Origin of the sequence: Promicromonospora sp. NPDC023805 (assembly GCF_040639635.1) — a bacterium.
Lineage (GTDB): Bacteria > Actinomycetota > Actinomycetes > Actinomycetales > Cellulomonadaceae > Promicromonospora.
Genome location: NZ_JBFAAH010000010.1, coordinates 146,228 through 169,258, shown reverse-complemented (window position 1 = coordinate 169,258; position 23,031 = coordinate 146,228). Strand labels below are relative to the sequence as shown.

Below are 23,031 nucleotides of genomic sequence, written 5' to 3'. Positions count from 1 at the left end.
CGACGGGTGCCCGGAGCCAGATGATGGACAGATGGCCAGTCTTCTGCATGTCGTCCGATCGGCGGTCGCTCCCCTGACGCGCACGCGGGCCTTCCGCGCCGTCGGCCCTGTCCTGCTGCCACCTGCCGAACGGGCACTCGCCTGGCTCTCCCGAGGGCGGCTGCAGGTCAGCGCGCTGCTGGTGCCCTCGCTCGTACTGCATACGACGGGTGCGCGGTCGGGAGAGCCGCGCGACACCTACCTCATGTACACGCCCGACGGGCCCGGGCGGGCAATCGTCGCCGGGTCAGCGTTCGCGCGGGGGAGACACCCGGCGTGGACGTACAACCTGCTCGCGCACCCGGACGCGAGCATCAGCGTGGGCGGACGGCGGATCCCGGTCCGCGCGACCCTCGTCGGGGACGACGAGCGCGACGCCGTCTGGGCCCTCATCGAGTCGCAGTGGCCGGGGTACCGCGGGTACGAACGGGACTCCGGCCGGGTGGTGCGGCTGTTCCGGCTGGAACAGACCGGCCCTGCGACGCGCGAGGAGCGCACCGCCCGGGGATGACGCGGCGGACATAGCCTCGGATCCATGGCATACGACCTCGCACTGGCGGACGAGATCCGGAGCGCTCTGGACGGCGCGCCCGATGTCACCGAGCGGCGCATGTTCGGCGGGCTGTCGTTCATGATCAACGGCAACCTCGCGGTGGCGGTGCGCGGCTCGGAAGGGATCCTGGTCCGTGTCGGGCCCGACGCCGCCGAGGAGCTGGAGCGCACCACTGCCGCGACGCGCGCCGTGATGGGCGCGCGTGTCATGGCCGGCTGGCTGGCGATCAGGCCCGACGCCCTCGGCACTGAGGATGAGCTGGCCGGTTGGGTGCGACGAGGCGTGGACCACGCCTGCTCCCTACCGCCGAAGTAGACGCCGGTCCACGTTGACCATGCACCTGCTGCCAAGAACGGGTCTGCGTGGCAGCAGGTGCATGGTCACCGGCAGAGGGCTCAGCCCTGTCGCGCCAGCATCTCCCCGATCACACGTGCACCCTCCGGGAAGGCCCCGGGATTCGGCCCGGAATAGTTGAGTCGCAGATAGGCACCGGTCGGTTCGGCGGGGAACCACTCGTCGCCCGCAGCCACTATGACGCCGGCCGTCTCGCAGTCCCGGACCAGGCGCGCGACGTCGGTGGTGTCCGGGAGCCGCACCCACAGGTTCAGGCCACCCTGCGGCACCGTCTCGACGCGGGCGGTCGGCGCGTGCTCCCGGAGCGCGCCGAGCAAGAGGTCGCGCCGGGCCGCGAGCTGCTGACGCAGGCCGCGCAGGTGGGTGCGCCAGGCGGGCTGGGTCACGACGTCCAGGGCCACGACCTGGAGCATGCCGCTCACGTACATGGCCTCGGCCTGCGCGTCCGCGAGGATACGTTCGCGGGCCGGGCCCCTGGCGACGAGCCCTGCGACGCGCACCGCAGGCGAGACGCTCTTGGCCAGCGAGCGCAGGTAGACCACGTGCCCGCCGTCGTCACGGGCGGCGAGAGGGACTACCTCGTGGGCCATCCCGAAGTCGTGCGCCCAATCGTCCTCGATCACGAAGGCGCCGTGCTCGCGGGCCAGGCGCAGCACCTCGTCGGACAGGCCGGGCGACCAGCGAGCGCCGGTCGGGTTGGCGTAGCTCGGTTGCGCGTAGAAGGCGCGCGCCCCGGTCCGGTCGAAGGCCCGTGCGAGCTCGTCGGGGTCCGGGCCGTGCGGGCCGCTCGGCACCGGTACGAGCTGCACGCCTACCTGCTCGGCGGCGAGGATCGCGCCCCAGTAGGTCGGTGACTCGACGAGGAGTGGTCGGCCGGCGCCTGCCAGGGCGCGGAAGACCGTGCTGAGGCTGGACTGGCTCCCCGGGAAGACGACTACGTCGCTCGGGGTCGGCGGGGCGATCCCGGCGGGCGCCGCGCTGCCGAGCTCGGCGGCGAACCACGCCTGCAGCTCGGGCAGCCCTCCGGCGGGTGACGCGGTGACGGCCGCGTCGCTGCGGGCGGCCCTGGTGAACGCGGACCGCACGAGGCGTTCGGGCAGCAGCTCGCGGTCCGGGTACCCGGAGTGCAGCGCTATCACGTCGTTCGGGGCGGTGTGCAGGGCCCGGGAGAGCTGCTGGACGGGTCTGGTGCGTGGGCCGAGAGCCGCCGTCTGCCAGCCGTAGTCGTGGGGGCGCGGCACGCGCACCGCCCGCACGAAGGTACCGACGCCCGGCCGGGCCTCCACCACGCCCTGCGACACGAGTGTGCGCAGCGCCTTCTGCACCGTGACGGGGCTCGCCCCGTAATGCGCCACGAGCGCTCGGCTGGAGGGCAGGCGGGCCCCCGGCGCGGCGGCGGTGATCCACTCGTGCAGTCCGGCGACAATTCGAGCACTGCTATCGTCATACATGACAGCCAACAGTAGCGCTACTCTTCAGTCTGCACTGCCGCTATCCCCGGCACGGGCAGGTCTCTGGTGGGGTCTCCTCGGGGTCGCGGCCTTCTCGTTCACGGTCCCCTTTACCCGCATGGTGGTCGACGGCGGAGGCATGTCACCGCTGTTCGTGTCCTGCGGCCGGGCCGTCGTCGCGGCGGCGCTCGCGGCGGTCGCCCTGGGAATCACCAAGCAGCGCCTGCCCCGAGGCACGCAGTGGGCGCGGCTCGCGATCGTCGCGGGCGGTGTGGTCGTCGGCTTCCCGGTGCTCACCTCGTTCGCGCTCGCGACGGCGTCGGCGAGCCACAGTGTCGTCGTCATCGCGGTGCTGCCCGCGGTGACGGCGGTGCTGGTGGTGCTGCGTACGCGCGAGCGTCCGCGGGCGTCGTTCTGGGTGACGGCGGCGCTGGGTGCGGTAGCGGCGGTCGGTTTCGCCGCCGTGCAGGGCGGCGGGCTCGGGGGGCTGCACGGTGCGGACCTGCTGCTGATCGGGGCGGTCGTCGCGTGCGCCATCGGCTACGCGGAGGGCGGGCTGCTCGCCCGCGAGCTCGGCTCCTGGCAGACCATCTCGTGGGCGCTGGTGCTCGCCGCCGTCCCGATGGCGGTGCTCACCGCTGTCTCGGTGGCGCAGGACCCGCCGACGGGTACCCCGCTCGACTGGGCGCTGTTCGGCTACCTCGGGGTGGTGAGCATGTTCCTCGGCTTCTTCGCCTGGTACCGGGGCCTCGCTATCGGCCCGATGGCACAGGTCAGTCAGGTCCAGCTGGTCCAGCCGGTGCTCAGCATCTGCTGGGCGGCGCTGCTGCTGCACGAGCAGCTCACCTGGGCGACCGTGCTCGGCGGGGCGGCGGTCATCGCCTGCGCGGGCACGGCCGTCCGATCCCGGCTGCGGTAGCCGGGAGGCGGGAGGCGCGGAACACCGTCCGGCGTCGGGCAGACTGGGGGCACCACCCGCTTCGCCTCCGGAAGGTTCCGCATGCCCGCGATGTCCCGTCTCGGCCGCCTGTTCGCCATCGTCGCCTGGATCGAGGCGTTCACCTGGGCAGGGCTCCTGGTCGGCATGTTCCTCAAGTACGTCACGGAGACCACCGAGGCAGGGGTGTGGCTGTTCGGCCGCCTCCATGGCGGTGCGTTCGTGCTGTTCGTCGCGGTCACGTTGTTCGTGGCGGTCAAGCTGCGCTGGGGCTGGTTCCGCACGCTGGTGGCCCTCGCCGCGTCCGTCCCGCCGCTGACCACCCTGCTCGCCGAGTGGTGGCTCAAGCGGACCGGCCACCTCGCCGACCCGGCCGACCGCGAGGCGGCGGCGCGGACGACGGAGCTGCAGCCCACCCACTAGTTTCCGGTCAGCGCAGGTACACAGCTCGCCGAGATTCCGTACGGGCTTGAACCTCACGCCACGTGAGGGTCGACGCTGGCGTCATGACCGATACATATCCCGCTTTCGACATGGGCCCCGTGCCCCTTCCCGCGCTCGACGCCGAGCCTGCCGAGCTGTTCCGTGGCATCTACGGCATGCCGATGTTCGTGAACGCACCTACCCGGGACATGGCAGCTTCCGTCGAGTTCTGGACGCACGGCCTCGGCTTCTTCGAGCTCTTCGCGGCTCCGGGCCGGGTCACCCATCTGCGTCGGTGGGCGTTCCAGGACATCCTGCTCGTCCCGGCCGAGACCCGGACGGAGATCCCGACAGGCGTCCCGGCCGGCCCGCCGGCGGTGACGGTGACCTTCTCGTGCGTGCTGAGCCAGGTGGACCAGATCGCGGCGGCCTGCGAGGAGCTGGTACCCGGGAGCACCACTGGTCCGCGTCAGACGCCGTGGAACACGATCGACGTGGAGGTGGTCACGCCCGAGAACCTACGGGTGATCATGACCGCTGCCCGGCCCTACGACCCGGCCAGCGCCGAGGCCCAGACCCTGCGCGACGAGCTGGGCATCGAGAGGCCCTCGGCGTGAGGCCGTCCCGGTGACCGCGACGGCTGCGAGACTTGCCGTGATGACGCACCGGAGCACTACGGACGCGGTGCCGCCGGACGGCCTGACCGTCGGCGGCGCCGCGTCCGTCGTGGGCGTCACCGTCCGGACGCTGCACCACTGGGACGAGGTGGGGCTGGCCGGCCCGTCCCAGCGCACGTCCGGCGGGCACCGGCTCTACGACGCCGCCGACGTCGCCCGGCTCCACCGGGTGCGCCTCTACCGCGAGCTCGGTGTCCCCCTCGCCGACATCGCAAAGCTGCTCGACGCGCCGACCGGCGACGCGGAGGAGTCCCTGACCAGGCAGCGGGACCAGGTGCGCGAGCACATCGCGCGCCTGGAACGTTCGGCGGACGCCCTGGACCGGCTGATCGAGGCCCGCCGCTCGGGCATCCTGCTCCCGCACGACGAACAGGTGGCCATCTTCGGCACGACCTGGCAGCCGTCCCGGCAGCTCGAGGCCAGGGAACGCTGGGGCGACGGCGAGCAGTGGGCGCAGTACGCCGAACGAGCAGCGGACCGGAGCCCTGAGGACTGGCGTCGCATCATGGCGGACGTCGAGGTGCTGCACACCGACCTGGCCAAGGCTCTGCGCGAGGGCGTGCTACCGGGAAGCGAGCGGGCGAACGCCCTTGCCGAGCAGCACAGGGCCTCGATGGGTGCCTACTTCGACTGCACCCACTCGATGCACGTCTGCCTTGCCCGCTCCTACGCCGAGGAGCCGGGCTTCCGTTCCTTCTACGACGGCCTCGAGCAGGGTCTCGCCGAATGGCTCCGCGACGTCGTGAACGCCAACGCCCTGGCGCACGGCGTCGACCCGGAGACCGCGACCTGGACGTGAGCAGGGTCGGCACGCGGTGCGTACGCGGCGGACGCGGCCGTCAGCCTGTGGCAAAAAGCACGTGTACCGCGCAGGGTCCGTGTCGTAGCATCGACGAGTCGGCTGTGCGGCGATCTTGCCCGGCCGGCCTCAGGGATCACACGAGGAGCGAGAGATGCGGGTATTCACCGCGGGATGCGGGGCGGCCGTCGCGGCCTGCTCGGGCAGTTCCCGGACCCGCGTCACGACTCTCTGAATCGCCCCCGGCACCGCACCGACCGTTTCGACGGTCACGCGCACTGTCGCCGGACGTCGGAGGGCGGGCGCGGCGTCGTCCCCTGCCCTGCCGCCTGCCGGCCCGGTGACCGAACGAATCGGTGACCGAGGCGTTGTCGCGCTCTTCGCGACGGCCGATGCCGGCCGGTGGCCTCCGAACGACCGGAAGCCGATACCCCATGAACCCTCTGACCGAGAAGCAGATCCGCGCGTCCTTCCTGAACGCGAGCAAGCGGGAGGCCGCCCAGGCCACCCTCCCCGACCTCTACACGCTCGACTGGGAGCGCCTCGACTACCTCGGGTGGCACGACCGCAAGGCGCCGCTGTCCGCCTACGTGGTGCTCGAGCTCGACGGCGGACCGACCGGCGTGCTGCTGCGCGCCGCCGAGGCGAAGTCGAGCAAGCGCACCAAGGGCGTGTGCGCCTGGTGCGAGGACGTCGTCGTCACTGACGACGTCTCCCTGTACGTCGCCCGCAGGGGCGGCGCCTCGGGACGCAACGGGAACACGATAGGCACCCTGATCTGCACCGAGTTCGGCTGCTCGCGGAACGTGCGGCGCAAGCCGACCTTCACCGAGGCGGGCAACGACCCGGCCATGCGTGAGCTGATCACCGACCGGCGCATCCTGGGTCTGCGCGAGCGGGCCGCACGGTTCGTCGCAGAGGTCGGCAGCACGCGCTGACAAAAGCGTCGGGCGCACAGGTCCCGTAGGCCTGTGCGTCCGACATGCGCGGATGCCGGCGATCGGACGGCGCCGGGGCGCACCACCGCCGGTTCATGCGGGCCAACCGGCCCCGGTCCGCAGGCGCGCGGCGGCCGCGACCGCGGCCTCGCACCACACGACGGCCGGCCGGTCGACGGCGCCGTGGACCACTATCTGGCGGCACAGCTCGCCCAGGCCCTCGGTCGCCGCCCGCTCCGCGTCGACCCCTGGGTACATCCGGCGCACGGAGAAGACGACGGCGCGGCGGTGCGCCGCCCACTCCGAGGGGTTCGAGGCGAGGCCGTAGGTCCTGCTCCTGGTCTGCGTCATGCAGTACAGACGCACCAGCGGCACGGATGTCACAGCACTTCCGCGACCAGGTTGTCAGTGCCTCGAAGTAACCTCGCCCCGTGCCCCTCTCCGACCGCGAGCCACGCCTGGACACCGCCGACCCGGCCACCCTGTTCACCGCCTACCTGGACTACTACCGGCACGCCGTGGCCCGCAAGCTGCGCAGCCTGTCCGACGACGACCTGCGTGCCTCCCGGCTTCCCTCCGGCTGGTCGCCGCTCGAGCTGCTGATCCATCTGGTGCACATGGAGCGGCGCTGGTTCCGGTGGGGCTTCCTCGCGGAGCCGGTAGACCACCCGTGGGGTGACCACCCGGGTGGAGACCCGGACGGACCGTGGGCGGTGCCCGACGGCGTAGGCCTGGAGGAGCTGCTCGAGGCGCTGCACGCGGGCGGCACCGTGACCGGCGAGGTGCTCGCGACGCACTCCCTGGACGAGCACGGTGCGGTCGGTGGCCGGTTCACCGACGATCCACCGACGCTCGCGTGGATCTGCTTCCACGTGCTGCAGGAGTACGCCCGCCACGCGGGCCACCTGGACGTCTCCGCCGAGCTGGCGAGCGGTGTGACCGGCGAATGAGCAGACGCGCAGCTCTGTGGACGACGACGACGACGGTCGTCGCCGTCCTTGCCGTGCTCGGCGTGCTCGTGGCGAACGGCGTCGTCTGGCCGAACCGGATCCTGGCCGCCCGGTACGACGTGCGAGGGGTGGACGTCGCGCACTACCAGGGGGAGATCGACTGGGACGTGCTGGCCGCACAGGACCTCGACTTCGCGTGGATCAAGGCCACCGAGGGCGCCTCGCACACCGACCCGCGGTTCGCCGAGAACTGGGCGGCCGCCACCCAGACCGACCTGCTCGTCGGGGCGTACCACTTCATGAGCTTCGAGAGCTCGGGGGCCGACCAGGCCGCGCAGCTCGCCGCCGAGGTCCCGGCGACCCCCGGTACCCTCCCGCCCGTGATCGACCTCGAGTTCTACGGCTCGTACTTCCAGAACCACCCGACGCCGGACGAGGTGCACGCGATCCTGGATCCGCTGGTCGCCGGGATCAAGGAGCACTACGGCGCCGACCCGATCGTGTACGCGACGGAGGAGGCCTACGACCTCTACCTGACGGGCCGCTACCCGGACCTGCCCGTCTGGATCCGGTCGGTCGCGTGGGCGCCCGGGCTGTCCGACGGTCGCGAGTGGACGGTCTGGCAGTACTCGAACCGCGACCGGCTACCCGGCTACGACGGCGTCGAGCCGTACATCGACATGAACGTGTTCGCGGGCACACGCGCGGAGCTCGAGGCCCTCACCCTCGACTGACTCGCCGGCTCCGTCGTCAGGGCCGGCAGCGTCAGGGCAGCGAGATGGTGCCGACCAGGACACCGCCGCTGTCCACCACCTTGAACCCGATGCGCTCCAGGGACTTCCGCACGATCGCCGACCGCGCAGTCGTCCGCGCCACCAGGCGCTTCGCGTCCATGGTCTGTGCCGCGGCGAACGCCCAGTAGGCCACCTCGCCGGAGATGCCCTGACCCCGGTACGACTGGCCGAGCCAGAGGCCGACCTCCCGCGCGGCCGGGTCGCCGTCGACCAGAGCCAGGCGCGCGGCCCCCACGATCCTGCCTCGGGCCTTGACCGCCCAGGTCACCTCGGGAACCGGGGAGTGCGGGTTCACGCGGCACCGGCGGTGATACTCCCTGAACGCACCCTTGCGCAGGTCGGTCCAGGTCATGCGGGGTTCGGTGGCCGTCTCGCCCGAGGCGGGCGGCATGACCTCGCCGGGCAGAGCCTCGGCAACGGCCAGAGCCAGGAGGCCTTCGAGCACTTCCTCGTCCACGGGAACCAGGTCGACCATCATCTGCGACGTCACCTCGCGGATGATAGTCGCATTTCGGACTTGCTGGGACTGGTGAAACTTTCAACCACCTGACTATGAGTCAGGAGGGGCAGCTAGGCGTCCCTGGCGTAGTCGACCCGGCCCAGCCCCAGCCATGCGGCGAGCAGCTCCACCTCTGCATGCACCGCGTCCATGGTGGAGCCGTCGAACGGCAGGTCCTCGTGCACCGCGAACACGTTCAGCACGCCCGCCTTGCGGTCCGCCTTCGCGTCGAGCTTTCCCACGAACCGTTCCCCGTGCAGGATCGGCAGCGCGAAGTAGCCCCAGCGGCGCTTGCCCTTCGGCTTGTACATCTCGAGCGCGTACTCGTAGCCGAAGAGGTCGAGGAGTCTGGGCCGATCGGCGGCCATGGCGTCGAACGGGGACAGCAGCGCGGTCCGGGGCTCGAACTCGTCGTCCGCCCGCTCGAGCAGCTCTGGATCGGCGCGCCACTCGCCGTCGACCCCCTCGATCTCTACCGCCTCGCCAGGCATGTCCACCCACCAGCCGCCGTCGCCCGAACGGCCCTGCACCCGCTTGCGGCAGATGCCCTCGGCCGCCAGGCGTCGCGCCACGCGTTCCTGGAGCGCCTCCTCCAGCGGCACCGCCTCGACCTGCGGATAGACCCGCTCCGCCAGGTCCCACAGGCGCTGCCTGCCCTGACGCCCCACCATCGCGAGCTTGCCCTGCATGTTCAGCGCCTCGAGCATCTCGGCGACGCTGCGGCGACTGCTCCATCCCTCGGCGCCCCAGGTGTACGGCACGCGGGCGGTGTCCGGCACGTCCTTGGCAAGCACCGGCCCGTCCGCCTCCACCAGAGCCAGCACCTCACGCTCGAACTCGGCGTTGTCGGCGAGCCACTGCCGCATGGTCTCGTGCTGGGGCCAGCCGGCCATCTGCTCCAGGTACAGGGGCAGGTCGACCATCGACCGCACGGTGCCGCGCAGCTGGAACAGCATGCGGTCGGCGATCGCGTCGTCGACCGCGCCCTGCCAGTACTCGTTGCCGAGCCGCGACCAGGCCACGAGGTCCACCGCGGGCGCCACCGCCGACGTCGGGTCCACCGAGAGGTACGTCAGGTCCTCCACCAGGTGCACGAGGTCCACCGGCCGGCGGGCGTCGAGCAGCTGGGCGCGCAGCGCGATGCGGCGCCCCTGCTGCGCGGTGAGCCGATGCGTGGCCATGCCGCGAGGATACGGAAGGGCACCGACAATCTCCCGAGCGGCCCACTCAACCTTTCGTGGTGCTGGACCGTGAAGGAGGCATGAGCATGCCAATGGTCGCGGGGCGTTCGAGCCCCGACAAGGTTCAGGCGATCGACGTGGTCGTGGTGGGGGACAAGGAGGCCGAGTTCGCCGGCTTCATGGCGCGGTCCGCCCCGGCCCTCGCACGCACCGCCTGGCTGCTGTGCGGCGACACGCACGTCGCAGAGGAGCTGGTGCAGCAGGCCCTCATGAAGACGTATCTGGCCTGGCCGAAGGCACGCCGAGGCGAGCCGCTCGCCTATGCGCGCCGGGTCCTGGCCAACGCGCGGATCGACACGTGGCGCAGGCACCGGCGGGAGGTCCTCATGGCCTCCGACGCGCTGCCCGACCGGTCGGGCGGTGGCCCAAGCCCGGCCGACCGGCACGCCGAGCGCGACCGCCTCAGCCGCGCCCTGCTGACGCTTCCCACCAAGCAGCGCCGCATCGTGGTGCTCCGACACCTCGAGGGCCTGACGGAGCGTGAGGTCGCCGACGCGACGGGTGTCTCGGTCGGCACCGTGAAGTCCACCGCGTCACGCGGCCTCGCCCGCCTCCGAGAACTCCTCCAGGCGGACGGCGCGGACACCGCCGCACCCACCACAGGAACCACCACGAGCACCACCACGAGCACCACCAACGGAAGGAGCGGGTCATGAACGACGACGAGCAGTTCGCGCAGAGCCTGCGCACGCAGGCCACTCGGGTCGCACCCCAGATCGACGTCGACGTCACGCGCGTCGTCCCCGCTGCCCGACGGCGGCGGGCCGCCCGGGTGGGCGGCGTCACCCTGGCCATGGGGCTGGCGCTCGGCGGCGGGGCCTGGGCGGCCACCACGATGGAGCTCCCCGGAACAGCTCTACCGGGCGGTTCGACGACGATGGCGGTGGAGCCGTCGCCGGCGCCCAGCGGCCCGCCCGTGACAACGAGCGAGGGCGACCGGCTGACCGACCTTCCCGACAACCTGCCCCAGGGTCCGGTCGTCCCGCCGGAGGGCTGGCGGGATGCGACGTACTTCCATGTGGTGACCCGCAACGAGTCGGCGAAGCAGGGCGAGGAGGACGACGGTTACACGCCGCTGGGCATCGAGCGCTGGTACGGCGACGGCGTGGTCTTCGAGCTCCTCAGCTACGGCCCAGCGCTGCGCGACGAGAACAGCTACCTCGTCCTGGAAGGCGCAGACCCCATCACCTTCACCTGGGCGGAGCTCGCGGCGCTGCCCACCGAGCCGGCGGCTCTGCACGACGCACTGCTCGACAAGTTCGAGCCCACGGGCATGGCCGAGGACGCGGCACTCAACAGCACAGCCAGACTGATCACCGATGCCCCGGCCTCACCGGAGGTGCGCGCCGCGGCGTGGGAGCTGCTCACGAGCCTGTCCGCCGTCGACGTGGAGCAGAACGTCCAGGACTCGGAGGGCCGCGCAGGAACCGCCGCGACGTTCGAGCTGTGGGACCGGACCACCACGGTGATCTACGACGAGGGGCAGAACGCCCCGCTCGAGTCGGAGGAGTCGATCGGCAAGATGCACTCCCTCACGACGTTCCTCAGGACGGAATACGTGCCCCTTCCCGACGAGGTGGCCGACGGCGCCATCGAGATCCCCGACTTCACCGCGATGACCCGCGAGGACGCCGAGGTCGCCTGCCTGGAGAAGCACCTCGCCTGCACGTTCCAGGACACCGAGTCGGACACCGTGCCGGCGGGGTCGATCATCTCGTCCGACCCGCAGGCCGGTGCTCTGGTCATCTGGGGAGCCCCGGTCACGCTCCAGCTCTCCACGGGTTCCTGACCCTGTTCGCCAGTTCCTGACCTGCTGGTTCGCCACGGGCCCCAGGCCACGCCGGATGCTCTCGAGCCCGGCGTAGCCTGGGGCCCGTGGCCCATGCGTACCGCACCAGCACCCGCGTAGCGGCGCCCGCCGACGTCGTCTGGCAGGTGCTGTCCGACGTCGAGCACATGCCTACCTGGACCGGCTCCATGACCGGCGTGACGATCCTGGGGACCGAGACAGCCATCGCCGTCGGCTCCCGTGTCGAGCTGACGCAGCCCGGCCTGCCACCCGCGGTCTGGGAGGTGGACGGCTTCACCGAGGGCAGCGGCTTCTCCTGGTCGAGCAGCACACCGGGCGTGCGGTCCGGGGTGGCCCACCGGATCGCACCGGTGTCCGACGCCGCGTGCGAGGTCACGCTGGCGGTCGCGCAGAGCGGGATGCTCGCCGGGCTGACCAACCTCGCGCTCGGCTCGCGTGCACGGGAGCTCGTGGACGCGGAGCTGGCCGATCTGAAGGCCGAGGCGGAGCGTCGCGCCCTGGAAAAGGGCTGACCCACCACTGCGGATCGGCGTGTCGCATTGTTTCTCGCGCCGGTTTCCCATGGCGCTCAAAGGCCATATCGGTCAAAAGAATGGCCCTTACGCTGGGAAAAGACGACTGTCGAAAAGTTACCCACGTTTCGCGCGCCTTGGTACTTCACGACAAGTGTTATCTGATCGAGACAGAGTGGTGACCCGTATGTAGCGTCGGATCCGTTGTGCCACCGGAGGCACAATCGCGAGCCCCATTCCCCAGATCGGTACGGGCCCGCGAAACCGGCGACTTGGAGAACTTCGGTGAGTACCACCGTCCGACGCGGTCGACACCGCGCCGTTCACGCTCCTAGCACTCCCCTGATGACCGTGACCCGTAGTGCCGCCCGCTCGGGTGCGCTGATCGCGGCATCGTCCGGACTTCTCGCGACGGCGTTCGCACCCAGCGCACACGCCGTCATGGGAGACGGTTCGAACCGCCTGGCAAGCAAAGAGCTGGCAGCAGCGCCGGCCGTGCAGGTCGCGACCGACGCGAAGCTCAACATCGAGAGCAAGGCCGTCAAGGTCACCCCCGCTCCCGAGCCCGAGGCCGTCATCGAGGCCGTCACCCGCCCCGAGCCCGAGGCGGTGGCGGAGGCGGCGACCGAGGAGGTCGAGCCGGCCACCCCGGACTACGCGTCCGACGGCTCCATCGGCGCACAGGCCGTCGCGATCGCCATGCAGTACATCGGTATCGCCTACACCTACGGCGGCGAGTCACCCGGGTCGGGCTTCGACTGCTCCGGGTTGATCAAGTACGTGTACGCCCAGCTCGGCGTCGACCTGCCGCACTCGTCGTCGTCCATGGTGGCGACGGGCTACCAGGTCGCGTCGCCCATCCCCGGCGACATCGTGTGGACCCAGGGCCACGTCTCCCTCTACGCGGGCGAGGGCATGGTTGTCGAGGCCGCCAACTACGGCACCCCGGTGCGCCACACGGCCCAGTGGCAGGACTACGCGGTCTACATCCGCCCCTACTGACCTGATTCGCGAAGTAGAGCGCCTGTCCGGCTTCCGCACGGGGTAGACCGTGCGGAAGCCGGACAGGCGCTCTACTTCCGCTCTACTTCGCGGATCGGGTCAGTACGCGACCGCTGCGGCCGCGTCGACGATGCCGTACCCGTACAGCGGGGTCCACACACCGACGAGGCCCAGGAGCGGGTCGCGCGCGGTGCCGAGGATCGCGTTCTCGACCTCTGCCATCGTCCGGCCCTGGCCGTAGAGCAGCGCCGCGACCCCGGCCACGTGCGGCGTCGCCATCGACGTGCCCGCGTAGGCGTCGTAGCTGCCGCCCGCGCACGTGTCCGAGCCTGTGCCCACGGGCACCGTGGACCAGACGTCGCCGTCGCACCCGTTCAGACCGCCCGCACCGCCGGGCGCCGAGACGCTCTTCAGGTCGAGCTTGATCGGGAGCTCCGAGTAGTAGGCGTGGAGGCGGGCCGAGTCCGTGGCCCCCACGCAGATCGCCGAGCTGGTGAACGCCGGGTCGGTGCACAGCGGCGTCGACGAGTTGCCTGCCGCCGCGACCGTGAGCACCCCCCGCTCACGGGCGTAGGCGATGGCGTCGCGCATCAGGGCGTCGACGCCGATGATCGTCAGCAGCTGCCCGCCAGGGGCCGAGCCCAGGGAGAGGTTGATGACGTCGGCGCCGTTGTCGGCGGCCCACCGGATACCGTCCGCGATGTCCTGCGACGAGCCCGAGCCCGCCTCGAGGACCTTGACCGGAAGGACCTTGGCGCCGGGGGCCACACCCGCGACACCTATGCCGTTGTCGGCCGCGGCGGCGACGATGCCTGCCACGTGCGTGCCGTGCTCGTCGCCGTCGTTCTGGCCGTCGGGGCCCCTGAAGTCCCCCTCGCCGCACGGGCGCACGTCCGCACAGCCGGAAAAGGTGGCACCTGGCAGGAGCTGGCCGGCGAGGTCCGGCTGATCGAAGTCGACGCCCGTGTCGACGACGGCCACCACCGCGCCCTCGCCGGTACCGACCGACCAGGCGGCACCGCCACGGCGAGCGCCGCGGAGGTGGCGACGCCGACGAACGGTTTCCTGTTCATGTATGCCCCCATTGTCCGCTCGTGGGCCGGATACCCCCGAACTGGGACAAACCTATGAGGACCGGACAAGCGTGGAACAGGGCCGACGACGCGCGGCGGGTGAAATTTACATGATCGCAATCAGCAGGGGCGCGAGCTGACGCCTCAGGCCAACGCCTCGGAGAGCTCGCCCTCGTCCCCCGCTTCCCGGGCGAGCCGGAGCGCTGCGATCGCCGCACCGAGCAACAGGGCGACCACCCAGGCGCCCAGCTGGTGCCTGTCGGGCACCATGGCCGCCGAGGCGAGCTCGTGCCCCACGATCGCCGCCGCGGACAGCGGGTTCTCCGTGAGCGCGGATCCCGGCCAGATGTTCTCCTGCACGGCCAGGAGGGCCGGTCCGGCCGCCTGCAGCACCCACACGATGCCCGCGGTCGGCAGCCAGCCGAGAAGCTCGATCGGCCGGCTGTCCACCGCCAGGCCGAACGCGATACCGAGCGCCACCGCGAAGGTCCACCACGTGCCCGTGGGAGACACCAGGTTGCCCGGCACCAGACCCCACAACCAGCCGTCCAGGAGCACAACAGGCAGGGCCAGGGCGGGCCCGCGCAGGGCAGCCGGGCCCAGGGCCGTCAGGAGGCCGGCCGCCAGCCCTACGACCCCGGCAGCGACGGTGACGACCAGCATCCCGAGCGGCGCGGCGTCACCGGGAGCACTGCCGCGGAGCGCGAGCAGGCACGAGGCGCCGCCCGCCGCGGACATGGCGAGCAAGGTGCCCGTCGTCGCGGCAGCCGCGCCAGCCCTCGCCGAGGCCGCGATACCCGCCGTGAGACCGCCGAGGAGGCCGCCGATCAGAGCCATGATGACCAGGCCGACCACCGCGTCGTCGGTGGTGAACGGTATGGGCAGGAATTCGGCAGAGCGCACTGCCGAGGCCTCGGTAAGGCCTATGACCTCGTACAACGCCTGCAGGAGCCAGGGCAGAAACCCACCCACCCACCAGACGACGGCACTGATGGGAAGCACCCACCAGGCGGAGACGCGATATGCGCTTTCACCCATGCCGCCGAACGGTAGCCGATGTGTGTGATGTCGGTCATAGCCCATGAAGACCGGAACGGCGCAAATCTGCGCCTTCTGCGGGTGAGACCGGAATGCGTAACCCGATCGTGACTTTTCTGGGGAACGTGTGTACTTTGACTTCTGCCCCACCACATCGGTGGGACCGTGAACCGGACGCCGAATCCTGTCACCGGTTCATGACCAGACGTTCGAGACAGGAGCGGGGGACCCACCTTCCCGGACGACAGCACCATCGTCGCCCTCGGGGTGAAGCCGGACGGAACCCCCCAGTAGCCGTGCGGCCGGGTGTGTACTCCTACCCGAACCCGACAGCTGACCTCGCAGGCGGTACAGGAGACATTTAAGGTGACGAACTCCCTTCGCGGACGGCATCGTGACAGCCGGCCGGCCATGACACCGCTGAGCATCCTCGCTCGTACCGCCACAGAGAACGCAGGCACCGTAGCCCGCCGAGGAGCCATCGCCGCAGCAGCCGGTGGCGTCCTGATCTCGACCATCGCGACGACGGCCCACGCGGCCCCCGCCATGGACCTGAAGACCGACGTGAAGTCCGCCAAGCTGAACACGGTCGACCTGCACTCCCTCACCGCGGTGGCCAAGCAGGCTGTTGCCGCCGCCCCGACCGTCACCGTCCCGTCCGACGCGAAGATGCCGATCGAGATGGAAGCGCTGGGCACCTCGTCAGCCGCCGACGGCAAGAAGGGCGACGGCCCCGCCGTCGTCTCGGTCGACGCGCCGGACCCGGTCCCGCTCGGCGAGCAGGCCATCAACCTCGCTTTCAACTACCTCGGCATCACGTACGTGCTCGGTGGGGCGTCGCCGGCCGAGGGCATGGACTGCTCCGGCCTCGTCCAGTACACGTACGCGCAGCTCGGCGTGAGCCTGCCGCACTCCTCGAGCGCGCTGCTCAGCTCCGGCTACCAGGTCACCTACCCGGAGCCCGGCGACATCGTCTGGACGCCCGGCCACGTGGCCCTGTACGCGGGCGACGGCATGATCATCGAGGCGTGGGCCGCCGGTATGCCGGTGCGCTACACCGAGATGTGGCAGAACAGCCCGACGTTCATCCGCGTCGTCTGAGCCGGAGCGGAACCGCAGGCTCGGACGACGCGGATAGAGCCTGAGCTACCGCAGTACATCGACCGCAGTACATCGCGAGGCGTCGCCTCCGCGCCGGGTTTCCGCCCGACGCCGGAGGCGGCGCCTCTCGCGTGTCCGGGGTCGCTCACTCCGGCCAGTCGCAGTAGTCCGCGACGAAGGAGTAGAAGTCGGAGCGCGCGGAGTCGGGCATCGGCACGTGGACGGGCTCCTGCCGGACGCCGCCGACGCGCGCGGACACGGGCAGGAACGTGCCCCGCTTGTCCTCGGCCACCGCATGGACGTCGCAGCGGGCGGGCACCACGGCCAGGACCACCTCGCCGGTCCCTTGTCCCGCCAGGTCCCGGCCTACCCAGCCGGAAGCGTCGCCACCCGGGTCCGCGTTGCTCATCAGGGTCGTCCCGGCGATCCGGTCGACGGTGACCTCCGGGCCGCCGTCGACCGGCTCGATCCGCAGCGTGACCAGGGCGGTCAGCTCCCCGTCGCGGGTCTCGACGGGGACCTCGGGGTCGACGGTGAGGTCGGCGCCGGCCGCTACGGCCGCTGCCGAGCAGTCCGCCGCATGGTTCCGGGCGAGATGTCCTATGGGATCGCCCACCTCGTCGACGGGGACGTCCGTTGCCGGGCCCAGGTCGTCGCCCTCGCCGAGGGCGAGCGTGATCGTGGCGGACGGCGCGGCGCCCCCCTCCGCCGCCGCCAGGTCTGCGCACCTCGCCTCGCCGAGCCCCAGGAAGACGGCGCGCGTGGCCCCGGGCCGCAGCACGAGGGTGCGCCCCTCCTTGGTGGGGTGTGACGGCCCGAACTGCTCGGACCGCAGGGCCCCGGAGAGAAGAGTCATCGTCTCGTCGGAGCCGTTGGTGACCTCGAGCCGGATCTCCCGCTTGGCGTACTGCTCACGGCCCTGCGCCACCTCGACGCCGAGGTGGGCGGCGACGTCGTCGGGCACCGGGCCCTGCGCGGACGACGGCGCTCCGCCGCCCGTACACGCGACCGCGGCCGCACCGACCACCGACGTCAGAAGGACGAGGATGGCGGCGCGGCCGCGGCGTGCTGCGATCAAGCGGTCTTGCGGCGGCCGAAGATCGCCTGGACGATCAGGATCACGATGATCGCGCCGATCACCGAGAAGAGCCAGCTCTCCCAGGACCAGAACTCGTCGAGGCTGACGTTGAAGATGAGCCCGCCGAGCCAGCCACCGAGCATGGCGCCGAGCACACCGAGGAGCAGCGTGAGCCAGAAGCCACCCGGCTGCTTGCCCGGGATGACGATACGGGCGATCACGCCGGCGATCAGCCCGAGGATGAGAAACGCAAAGAAACCCATGATGTGTTTCCTCCAGAGTGGTGTGGCTTGCTTGCGACTACCTCAGCACTGATCGGGCCGACTTGCCACCGGACCCGCCGAATCACTCCCAAATTGGGACATTGCGCCCAGCGGAACCCCTTGGCAAACGCCCGCGCTACAGTTCGGCCGGGCAAGGGCCTGAGGCAGGACCGGGGCAAGGACTCCGGGCACGTGACAGCAAGGGAGACCGCATGAACCAGGTGATCGGCACACCTGCCGAACCACGGATCGAACCGCGCACCTGGCGGGGGCGGCTCCGCGCGTTCCTCGACCAGAGGTGGTTCGTCAACCTCGTCCTTGTGGTGATCCTGGCGAATGCCCTGATCCTGGGCGCGGAGACCATGGTGAGCGGGGCTGCGCACACAATCCTGATGGAGATCGACCGGGTCATGCTCGGCTTCTTCGTGGTCGAGCTGCTCCTGCGGATAGTCGCCCATGGTCGCGCGTTCTTCCGCGACCCGTGGAACCTGTTCGACCTCGCCGTCGTCGGCATCGCGGTACTCCCGCTCCCGGCCAGCGAGTCCCTCTCCGCACTGCGCGCCCTGCGTGTGCTCCGCGTGCTGCGCGTGATCACCGTGGTGCCGTCACTGCGCCGCGTCGTCGACGGACTGCTGCGTGCCGTGCCGGGCATGGGCGCCGTGGGCGCGCTACTGGTCCTGGTCATCTACGTGTCAGCGGTCATCGCGACTGGCCTGTTCGCCGACGCAGCACCCGAGTACTTCGGGCACCTGGGGACCTCGCTGTTCACCCTCTTCCAGGCCATGACGGGCGAGGCCTGGCCCGAGATCGCCCGCGCGGTGATGGAGGTCCATCCCTGGGCGTGGATCTTCTTCGTGGTCTACATCCTGGTGGTCGGCTTCGCGGTGCTGAACCTGTTCATCGCCGTCATCGTCAACGGCATGGAGGAGATCTCCGAGGAGGAGCGCAAGGACGACCAGCAGAAGGACGAGCGGCTCGACAACCTCGCCGCCCAGAACCGCGAGATCCTCGCCGAGCTCCGCTCGCTGCGCGCGAAGCTCGACGAGGGCGGCACCGCCTAGGCCAGCACCACGTTGACCAGGTGCGGCGGCCGCACGACTACCCGCCGCACCGTCCGGTCACCCACCGCCCGGGCGACGGCCGGCCGGGCCAGGGCGGCCCGCTCCAGCTCGGCCGCCGCGACGTCGGCGGACACCGGCAGCCGGTCGCGCACCTTGCCGTCCACCTGGACCACCGCCTCCACCTCGGTCGTCACCAGCAGCGCCGGATCGACCGTCGGCCACGGCTGGGCCGCGACCGGCGTCGTGTGCCCCAGCCGTTCCCACAGCTCCTGGGCGGTCTGCGGGGCGAACAGGCCGAGCAGCACGGCCACTGCCTCGACGGCCTCGCGGTAGGTCTCGTCAGGAGAGGTCTCCGCGCGCTCACCCGCCCCGCCGTCCGACGCCGCCCGCCGCACCTCGCCCACCAGCTCCATCAGCCGGGCGATCGCCACGTTGAACCGCCCTGCCTCGACCAGCCCGTCGACGTCGTGCACCGTGCGATGCACCGCCCTGCGCAGGCCCTCCGCTGGTCGACCTTGTCCGGGTCTCGACGAGCTCGGCCGACGATCGTCCAGGCGCAGCACCCGGGCCAGGAACTTCCGCATCGCCTCCGGCGAGACGTCCGCCCAGTCGACGTCGTCCTCCGGCGGACCCGAGAACAGCATCGCCAGGCGGACGGCGTCCACGCCGTGCCGGTCCAGCTCCGCCGCCAGGTCCACGCCGTTGCCCAGCGACTTGCTCATCGCCTTGCCGTGGTTGACCACCTGGCCCTGGTTCATCAGGCGCGCGTACGGCTCGGGTGAGGGCACCAGGCCCATGTCGTACAGCACCTTGGTGACGAACCGCGCGTACAGCAGGTGCATCGTCGCGTGCTCCACCCCGCCCACGTACAGGGCGGCGGGCATCCAGCGCGCGGCGTCCTCCGGGCGGAACGGGCCGCCGTCGTAACCCGGGGACAGGTAGCGCAGGAAGTACCAGGACGAGTCCACGAACGTGTCCATGGTGTCGGTGTCCCGTTCGGCCGGGCCGCCGCACCGCGGGCACGTCGTCCGCACCCAGTCGCGCGCTCCGGCAAGAGGTGAGACGTCACCGGAGACCAGCTGGTCGCCCTCCAGGTGCGGCAGCTCGACGGGCAGCTGGTCGTCGGGCACGACCACCTCACCGCACTCCGGGCAGTGCACCACGGGGATGGGCGCGCCCCAGTAGCGCTGCCGGGACACCAGCCAGTCGTGCAGGCGGTAGGTCGGGCCGTCCGGACCGTCCTGCCGGCCGATCCAGTTGCGCTGCATGGTCAGCACGTGCGGCGGCCAGCCCGGCTCCAGCAGCTCCATGTCGTCCAGCAGGCGGTCCGCGTACGCCGTGATCCGGAAGAACCACTGCGTCAGGCTGCGTGCGACGACGGCGGTGCCGCACCGCTCGCACGCGCCGTCGACCACCTGCTCGTTGGCCAGCACCGTGCGGTCCTGCGGGCACCAGTTCACCTCAGCCGCGGCTCGGTAGGCCAGCCCGCGCTCGTACAGCCGGGCGAACAACCACTGGGTCCAGCGGTAGTACTCCGGCTCATGGGTGTGCAGGCGCCGTGACCAGTCGAACGAGACGCCGTAGCGCCGGATCGACGCCGCCTGGGTGGCGATGTTCGCCTCCGTGTACGCGGCCGGGTGCTCGCCACGGCGGATCGCCGCGTTCTCGGCAGGCAGGCCGAACGAGTCCCAGCCGACGGGGTTGAGCACGTCGAAGCCCTTGGCCCGCCAGTACCGCGCCACGACGTCCGTGATCGCGAACACCTCTGCGTGGCCCATGTGCAGGTCGCCCGAGGGGTACGGGAACATCGTCAGCAGGTACCGGCGAGGGCGGGCGTCGTCGTCGGACGCCTCGAACAGGCGGTCCTGCGCCGAGCCCTCGTCGGCCGGTCGGGGGGTGGGGTATGTCGCGCTCATCGCTGTCGCTCTCCGGTGCGTCGATCGGGTCCGGGCACGAAGAAGCCCCTCACAAGGAGGGGCGGCCGCACCGGGTGTGCCCGATCGGGGGCTGGTCCGGTGCGGCTATGTAAGCAGCGAGCGTGCGTTGCGCATGCGGCAACGATATGTGCACCCGTCGAGCCGGGTAAAGGAAACTTCGGGCAGACGCCGCTCCTGGTCACCCAGGGCACGAGCGCCGGGTCGGTCCGCCGCCAGCGAGGTCCGAGCCGGCGCTCGCGCCGTTGGGCGAGAGCCATGGTTCGGTGCGCGAGGGGTGCACTCCGAACCATGGCCCCGTCCGACGCGCTTAGCTCGGCCCGCCCCCAGCGAGGTCCGAACTTCGTCCGCGTCACAGCTAAGACGCGCGCGCGCCCCGGAAGTCACAGCACTTCGGGGTGCAGTGGCATGTGGCCTGGATCACAGGCCCTGCCGGACGGCGATACGCGGCGCGCGGGCTGCCGGTTCGGCGCCCGATTCGACCCCGGAGAGGGCCGAAACGGATTTCTCGGGAGAAATCGAAGAAAAATCCCCGAAGTGCTGTGACATTCCCGCGCCTCGAGCGTCTGGGCTGCATGGAACACACCGAGCACCCCGAACTCGTTCGCCTGGGCGCCCAATACCTGCGTGCATATGCGGAGGGCGATGCCGTCAACCTCTACCGTCTCGCGGACGCGTGGGGGGCGAGCGACCTGATCGCCGCGACCTGTGAGGTCGCGCTGGCGGTCATCCACGCGACGTCGGGGCCGCAGGGCCTCGACGTCGTATCGACCACGTTCGCGACCAACCGGAGGTGAGCACCGATGAACCGGACAGAGCCTGCAGCCGAAGAGCCCGAACACTTGCGCGGAAACAGAGTTGTGGTGCGATCATTGGCCAGCGCAGCAAATCCGGACACTATGCGCAGAGGGGGGCAAGACCGCGTGACCACGACTGGTGACCTGCGGATTGACGACTGGGTGGTGCATCGCCCCAACGTCGTACGCTCGGTTTCCGCACGCGTTCCTGGCATCGACGCCGAGGAAGCCGCCAGCCGGGCCCTGGAAAAAATGGTCCGGATCGTGTCCACCGGCGCCACCATCGACGACCCCGCCCCGTACTGGCGACGCGCAGCGGTCAACGAAGCAATTTCGATGACCCGCGAGGCCGGCCGTGCCCACGCGGTCGAGGACGACACCCTCGACCGCCTCACACCCCCGGTCGCCGGAGCAGAGCTCGACGCCGAACGCCACGCCGACGTCTCCATGCTGCGCACCGCACTGTCCGACCTGGCCGACGACGACCGGCAGATCCTGCTCGAACGTCACGTCCACGACCGGGCCGTCACCGACATCGCCACCAACCTCGGCGTGCGGCCCCACGCCGTCACCATGCGACTGCGCCGCGCCGAAGAACGCCTCGCCGGCGCCTTCGCCGCAGCCCATGCACAGGGCGTCAACGAACCCGAATGCCGCACCACCCGCGCCGCCATGCACGACTACCTCAAGGGACGCCTCCTCCCCCGCCGGCAACGGCGCCTGGAGGTCCACATGGACGGCTGCGGCGAATGCACCCGCGCCTTCATCGACGTCCGTGAAGTGTCCTGGATGCTCCGCGACCTCGGACAGCACCTCATCGCCGCCGGCTGGGTCGGCGGCGCGGTCGTCGGCGCCGGTGCCGGTGCGGTCGGTGCCAGTAGCGTGCGCCCGCGCTCGTTCGGCAAGAAGGAGACCGCCGTCGCCGCCGGAGTCCTGGCCGCGCTGGCGATCACCGGCGGCGCAGCGGCGCTGATCGCCAACCAGGCCGACAAGCCGCCGATCCAGGCGATCCAGGATGCCGGAGCCGCCGCGGGTGGCGGCGGTGCGGGTGGCGGTGGTGGCGGTGGTGCGCCGAGCTCTCCTGAGGCACCCACGCAGGAGCGGCCGCCGTCGATCCCGCCCGCCGACCCGCAGCCGCGCCCGGCCACCACACCCAAGGAGGACGCAGCCCCTGTACCGGAGCAGCAGGTTGCCGATCCCCAGCCTGTGGACAACCCGGTGGCACCCGAACCGGCGCCGGGCGGCGGCACGGACCGGCCCGACCCGGTGAAGCCTCCGACCCAGCCCGAGCCGGAGCCCACCGAACCGCCGAACCCGCCCGAGCCCACGGACCCGCCCGACCCTCCGGATCCGCCGGACCCGCCAGACCCCCCGGACCCGCCAGTGACCGCCGGCCCCGGCGCGGCGGTGGATGCTCTGCTCCTCAGCCTGGGCCTCTCCGACCTGCCCGGCATCGACCTTGCCACGACCACGCTGGACGAGATCTGGGCGCTGTTCTTCGGCACGATCACCGGAAACGCCGGACAGGCCGTCGACGACGCTCAGTCAGCGGTAGGGAACTGATGGCGATGCGGGCCTCATACGTGGCCCGCATCCCCTCAGCGCTGTGCGAACGCACAGCATTGCTGGGCGACAGCCCAAGATCGACGGCCGACGCCGTCCGCACCTTCCATGCGCGTGCGTTCTTTGCGAACATGCACGACCGAG

Annotated in this window: 26 protein-coding genes and 1 riboswitch; of the genes, 17 read left to right on the top strand and 9 right to left on the bottom strand. The window is 71.1% G+C overall.

Features of this window, described 5'->3' with window-relative positions; genetic code table 11:
• Window positions 1-31 precede the first annotated feature (31 nt).
• Window positions 32-550 carry a nitroreductase family deazaflavin-dependent oxidoreductase gene (locus AB0F70_RS12640; RefSeq protein ID WP_357448344.1) on the top strand — a complete coding sequence of 173 codons (519 nt, stop codon included), beginning with the start codon at window positions 32-34 and terminating at the stop codon, window positions 548-550.
• Window positions 551-574: 24 nt separating this feature from the next.
• Window positions 575-907, top strand: coding sequence for a TfoX/Sxy family protein (locus AB0F70_RS12635; protein ID WP_357448342.1), 333 nt, complete (start codon window positions 575-577; stop codon window positions 905-907).
• Between the two features lie 80 nt (window positions 908-987).
• Here AB0F70_RS12635 and AB0F70_RS12630 read toward each other — a convergent pair whose 3' ends face one another.
• On the bottom strand, window positions 988-2,397 hold the full coding sequence (locus AB0F70_RS12630; RefSeq protein WP_357448340.1) for a PLP-dependent aminotransferase family protein: 1,410 nt from the start codon (window positions 2,395-2,397) through the stop codon (window positions 988-990).
• On the opposite strand from AB0F70_RS12630, the gene AB0F70_RS12625 reads away from it, so the two are divergent.
• From AB0F70_RS12625 to AB0F70_RS12605, 5 genes are all read left to right on the top strand, one after another.
• Complete coding sequence (locus AB0F70_RS12625; protein ID WP_357448338.1) at window positions 2,396-3,316, top strand: DMT family transporter; 921 nt, start codon at window positions 2,396-2,398, stop codon at window positions 3,314-3,316. The genes AB0F70_RS12630 and AB0F70_RS12625 overlap by 2 nt on opposite strands.
• An 81-nt stretch (window positions 3,317-3,397) precedes the next feature.
• Window positions 3,398-3,757, top strand: a complete 360-nt coding sequence (locus AB0F70_RS12620) for a DUF3817 domain-containing protein (RefSeq protein ID WP_357448336.1) — start codon at window positions 3,398-3,400, stop codon at window positions 3,755-3,757.
• Between the two features lie 83 nt (window positions 3,758-3,840).
• On the top strand, window positions 3,841-4,374 hold the full coding sequence (locus AB0F70_RS12615; RefSeq protein ID WP_357448334.1) for a VOC family protein: 534 nt from the start codon (window positions 3,841-3,843) through the stop codon (window positions 4,372-4,374).
• Between the two features lie 40 nt (window positions 4,375-4,414).
• Entirely contained in the window at window positions 4,415-5,233 is an 819-nt protein-coding gene (locus AB0F70_RS12610; protein ID WP_357448332.1) for a MerR family transcriptional regulator, read from the top strand.
• 434 nt (window positions 5,234-5,667) lie between these two features.
• The gene (locus tag AB0F70_RS12605; RefSeq protein ID WP_357448330.1) at window positions 5,668-6,171 is read left to right on the top strand and encodes an FBP domain-containing protein; all 504 of its coding nucleotides are present in this window, start codon (window positions 5,668-5,670) and stop codon (window positions 6,169-6,171) included.
• A gap of 93 nt (window positions 6,172-6,264) precedes the next feature.
• Here AB0F70_RS12605 and AB0F70_RS12600 read toward each other — a convergent pair whose 3' ends face one another.
• Complete coding sequence (locus tag AB0F70_RS12600; RefSeq protein WP_357448328.1) at window positions 6,265-6,522, bottom strand: hypothetical protein; 258 nt, start codon at window positions 6,520-6,522, stop codon at window positions 6,265-6,267.
• A gap of 80 nt (window positions 6,523-6,602) precedes the next feature.
• Here AB0F70_RS12600 and AB0F70_RS12595 point away from each other — a divergent pair, with 80 nt between their 5' ends.
• Both AB0F70_RS12595 and AB0F70_RS12590 read left to right on the top strand, forming a co-directional pair.
• A complete protein-coding gene (locus AB0F70_RS12595) occupies window positions 6,603-7,121 on the top strand; it encodes a DUF664 domain-containing protein (protein WP_357448326.1) in 519 nt (172 codons plus the stop codon).
• Window positions 7,118-7,855 (top strand): GH25 family lysozyme, encoded by a 738-nt coding sequence (locus tag AB0F70_RS12590; protein WP_357448324.1) that lies wholly within the window; start codon window positions 7,118-7,120, stop codon window positions 7,853-7,855. Before AB0F70_RS12595 ends, AB0F70_RS12590 begins: the two co-directional genes overlap by 4 nt.
• 31 nt (window positions 7,856-7,886) lie before the next feature.
• On the opposite strand, the gene AB0F70_RS12585 is transcribed toward AB0F70_RS12590, so the two are convergent.
• Window positions 7,887-8,405: a GNAT family N-acetyltransferase gene (locus tag AB0F70_RS12585; RefSeq protein ID WP_357448321.1), complete on the bottom strand. Its 519-nt coding sequence runs from the start codon at window positions 8,403-8,405 to the stop codon at window positions 7,887-7,889.
• Window positions 8,406-8,485: 80 nt separating this feature from the next.
• Window positions 8,486-9,595, bottom strand: a complete 1,110-nt coding sequence (locus AB0F70_RS12580) for a crosslink repair DNA glycosylase YcaQ family protein (protein ID WP_357448319.1) — start codon at window positions 9,593-9,595, stop codon at window positions 8,486-8,488.
• Between the two features lie 86 nt (window positions 9,596-9,681).
• Between AB0F70_RS12580 and AB0F70_RS12575 the strand changes: the two genes are divergently transcribed.
• From AB0F70_RS12575 to AB0F70_RS12560, 4 genes are all read left to right on the top strand, one after another.
• Entirely contained in the window at window positions 9,682-10,311 is a 630-nt protein-coding gene (locus AB0F70_RS12575) for a SigE family RNA polymerase sigma factor (protein WP_357448367.1), read from the top strand.
• The gene (locus AB0F70_RS12570) at window positions 10,308-11,444 is read left to right on the top strand and encodes a PASTA domain-containing protein (RefSeq protein WP_357448317.1); all 1,137 of its coding nucleotides are present in this window, start codon (window positions 10,308-10,310) and stop codon (window positions 11,442-11,444) included. Before AB0F70_RS12575 ends, AB0F70_RS12570 begins: the two co-directional genes overlap by 4 nt.
• Window positions 11,445-11,530: 86 nt before the next feature.
• On the top strand, window positions 11,531-11,977 hold the full coding sequence (locus tag AB0F70_RS12565) for an SRPBCC family protein (RefSeq protein WP_357448315.1): 447 nt from the start codon (window positions 11,531-11,533) through the stop codon (window positions 11,975-11,977).
• Between the two features lie 345 nt (window positions 11,978-12,322).
• Window positions 12,323-12,979: an NlpC/P60 family protein gene (locus AB0F70_RS12560; RefSeq protein WP_357448313.1), complete on the top strand. Its 657-nt coding sequence runs from the start codon at window positions 12,323-12,325 to the stop codon at window positions 12,977-12,979.
• 99 nt (window positions 12,980-13,078) lie between these two features.
• On the opposite strand, the gene AB0F70_RS12555 is transcribed toward AB0F70_RS12560, so the two are convergent.
• Complete coding sequence (locus AB0F70_RS12555; RefSeq protein ID WP_357448311.1) at window positions 13,079-13,960, bottom strand: S8 family serine peptidase; 882 nt, start codon at window positions 13,958-13,960, stop codon at window positions 13,079-13,081.
• 236 nt (window positions 13,961-14,196) lie between these two features.
• A complete protein-coding gene (locus AB0F70_RS12550; RefSeq protein ID WP_357448309.1) occupies window positions 14,197-15,090 on the bottom strand; it encodes a hypothetical protein in 894 nt (297 codons plus the stop codon).
• A gap of 165 nt (window positions 15,091-15,255) precedes the next feature.
• Window positions 15,256-15,453: riboswitch (cyclic di-AMP (ydaO/yuaA leader) on the top strand.
• Window positions 15,454-15,501: 48 nt separating this feature from the next.
• Here AB0F70_RS12550 and AB0F70_RS12545 point away from each other — a divergent pair.
• Complete coding sequence (locus tag AB0F70_RS12545; protein ID WP_357448307.1) at window positions 15,502-16,191, top strand: NlpC/P60 family protein; 690 nt, start codon at window positions 15,502-15,504, stop codon at window positions 16,189-16,191.
• A 145-nt stretch (window positions 16,192-16,336) separates the two neighbouring features.
• Here AB0F70_RS12545 and AB0F70_RS12540 read toward each other — a convergent pair whose 3' ends face one another.
• Window positions 16,337-17,269: a hypothetical protein gene (locus tag AB0F70_RS12540; protein ID WP_357448305.1), complete on the bottom strand. Its 933-nt coding sequence runs from the start codon at window positions 17,267-17,269 to the stop codon at window positions 16,337-16,339.
• A complete protein-coding gene (locus AB0F70_RS12535) occupies window positions 17,266-17,532 on the bottom strand; it encodes a GlsB/YeaQ/YmgE family stress response membrane protein (protein ID WP_116673091.1) in 267 nt (88 codons plus the stop codon). Before AB0F70_RS12535 ends, AB0F70_RS12540 begins: the two co-directional genes overlap by 4 nt.
• 212 nt (window positions 17,533-17,744) lie before the next feature.
• On the opposite strand from AB0F70_RS12535, the gene AB0F70_RS12530 reads away from it, so the two are divergent.
• Window positions 17,745-18,593 (top strand): ion transporter, encoded by an 849-nt coding sequence (locus tag AB0F70_RS12530; RefSeq protein WP_357448302.1) that lies wholly within the window; start codon window positions 17,745-17,747, stop codon window positions 18,591-18,593.
• Here AB0F70_RS12530 and AB0F70_RS12525 read toward each other — a convergent pair.
• Window positions 18,590-20,509 (bottom strand): class I tRNA ligase family protein, encoded by a 1,920-nt coding sequence (locus AB0F70_RS12525; protein WP_357448300.1) that lies wholly within the window; start codon window positions 20,507-20,509, stop codon window positions 18,590-18,592. The two genes, AB0F70_RS12530 and AB0F70_RS12525, sit on opposite strands and share 4 nt — an antisense overlap.
• Window positions 20,510-21,102: 593 nt before the next feature.
• On the opposite strand from AB0F70_RS12525, the gene AB0F70_RS12520 reads away from it, so the two are divergent.
• Complete coding sequence (locus AB0F70_RS12520; RefSeq protein WP_116673088.1) at window positions 21,103-21,324, top strand: hypothetical protein; 222 nt, start codon at window positions 21,103-21,105, stop codon at window positions 21,322-21,324.
• Between the two features lie 126 nt (window positions 21,325-21,450).
• Window positions 21,451-22,887 carry a zf-HC2 domain-containing protein gene (locus tag AB0F70_RS12515; RefSeq protein ID WP_357448298.1) on the top strand — a complete coding sequence of 479 codons (1,437 nt, stop codon included), beginning with the start codon at window positions 21,451-21,453 and terminating at the stop codon, window positions 22,885-22,887.
• Window positions 22,888-23,031 lie beyond the last annotated feature (144 nt).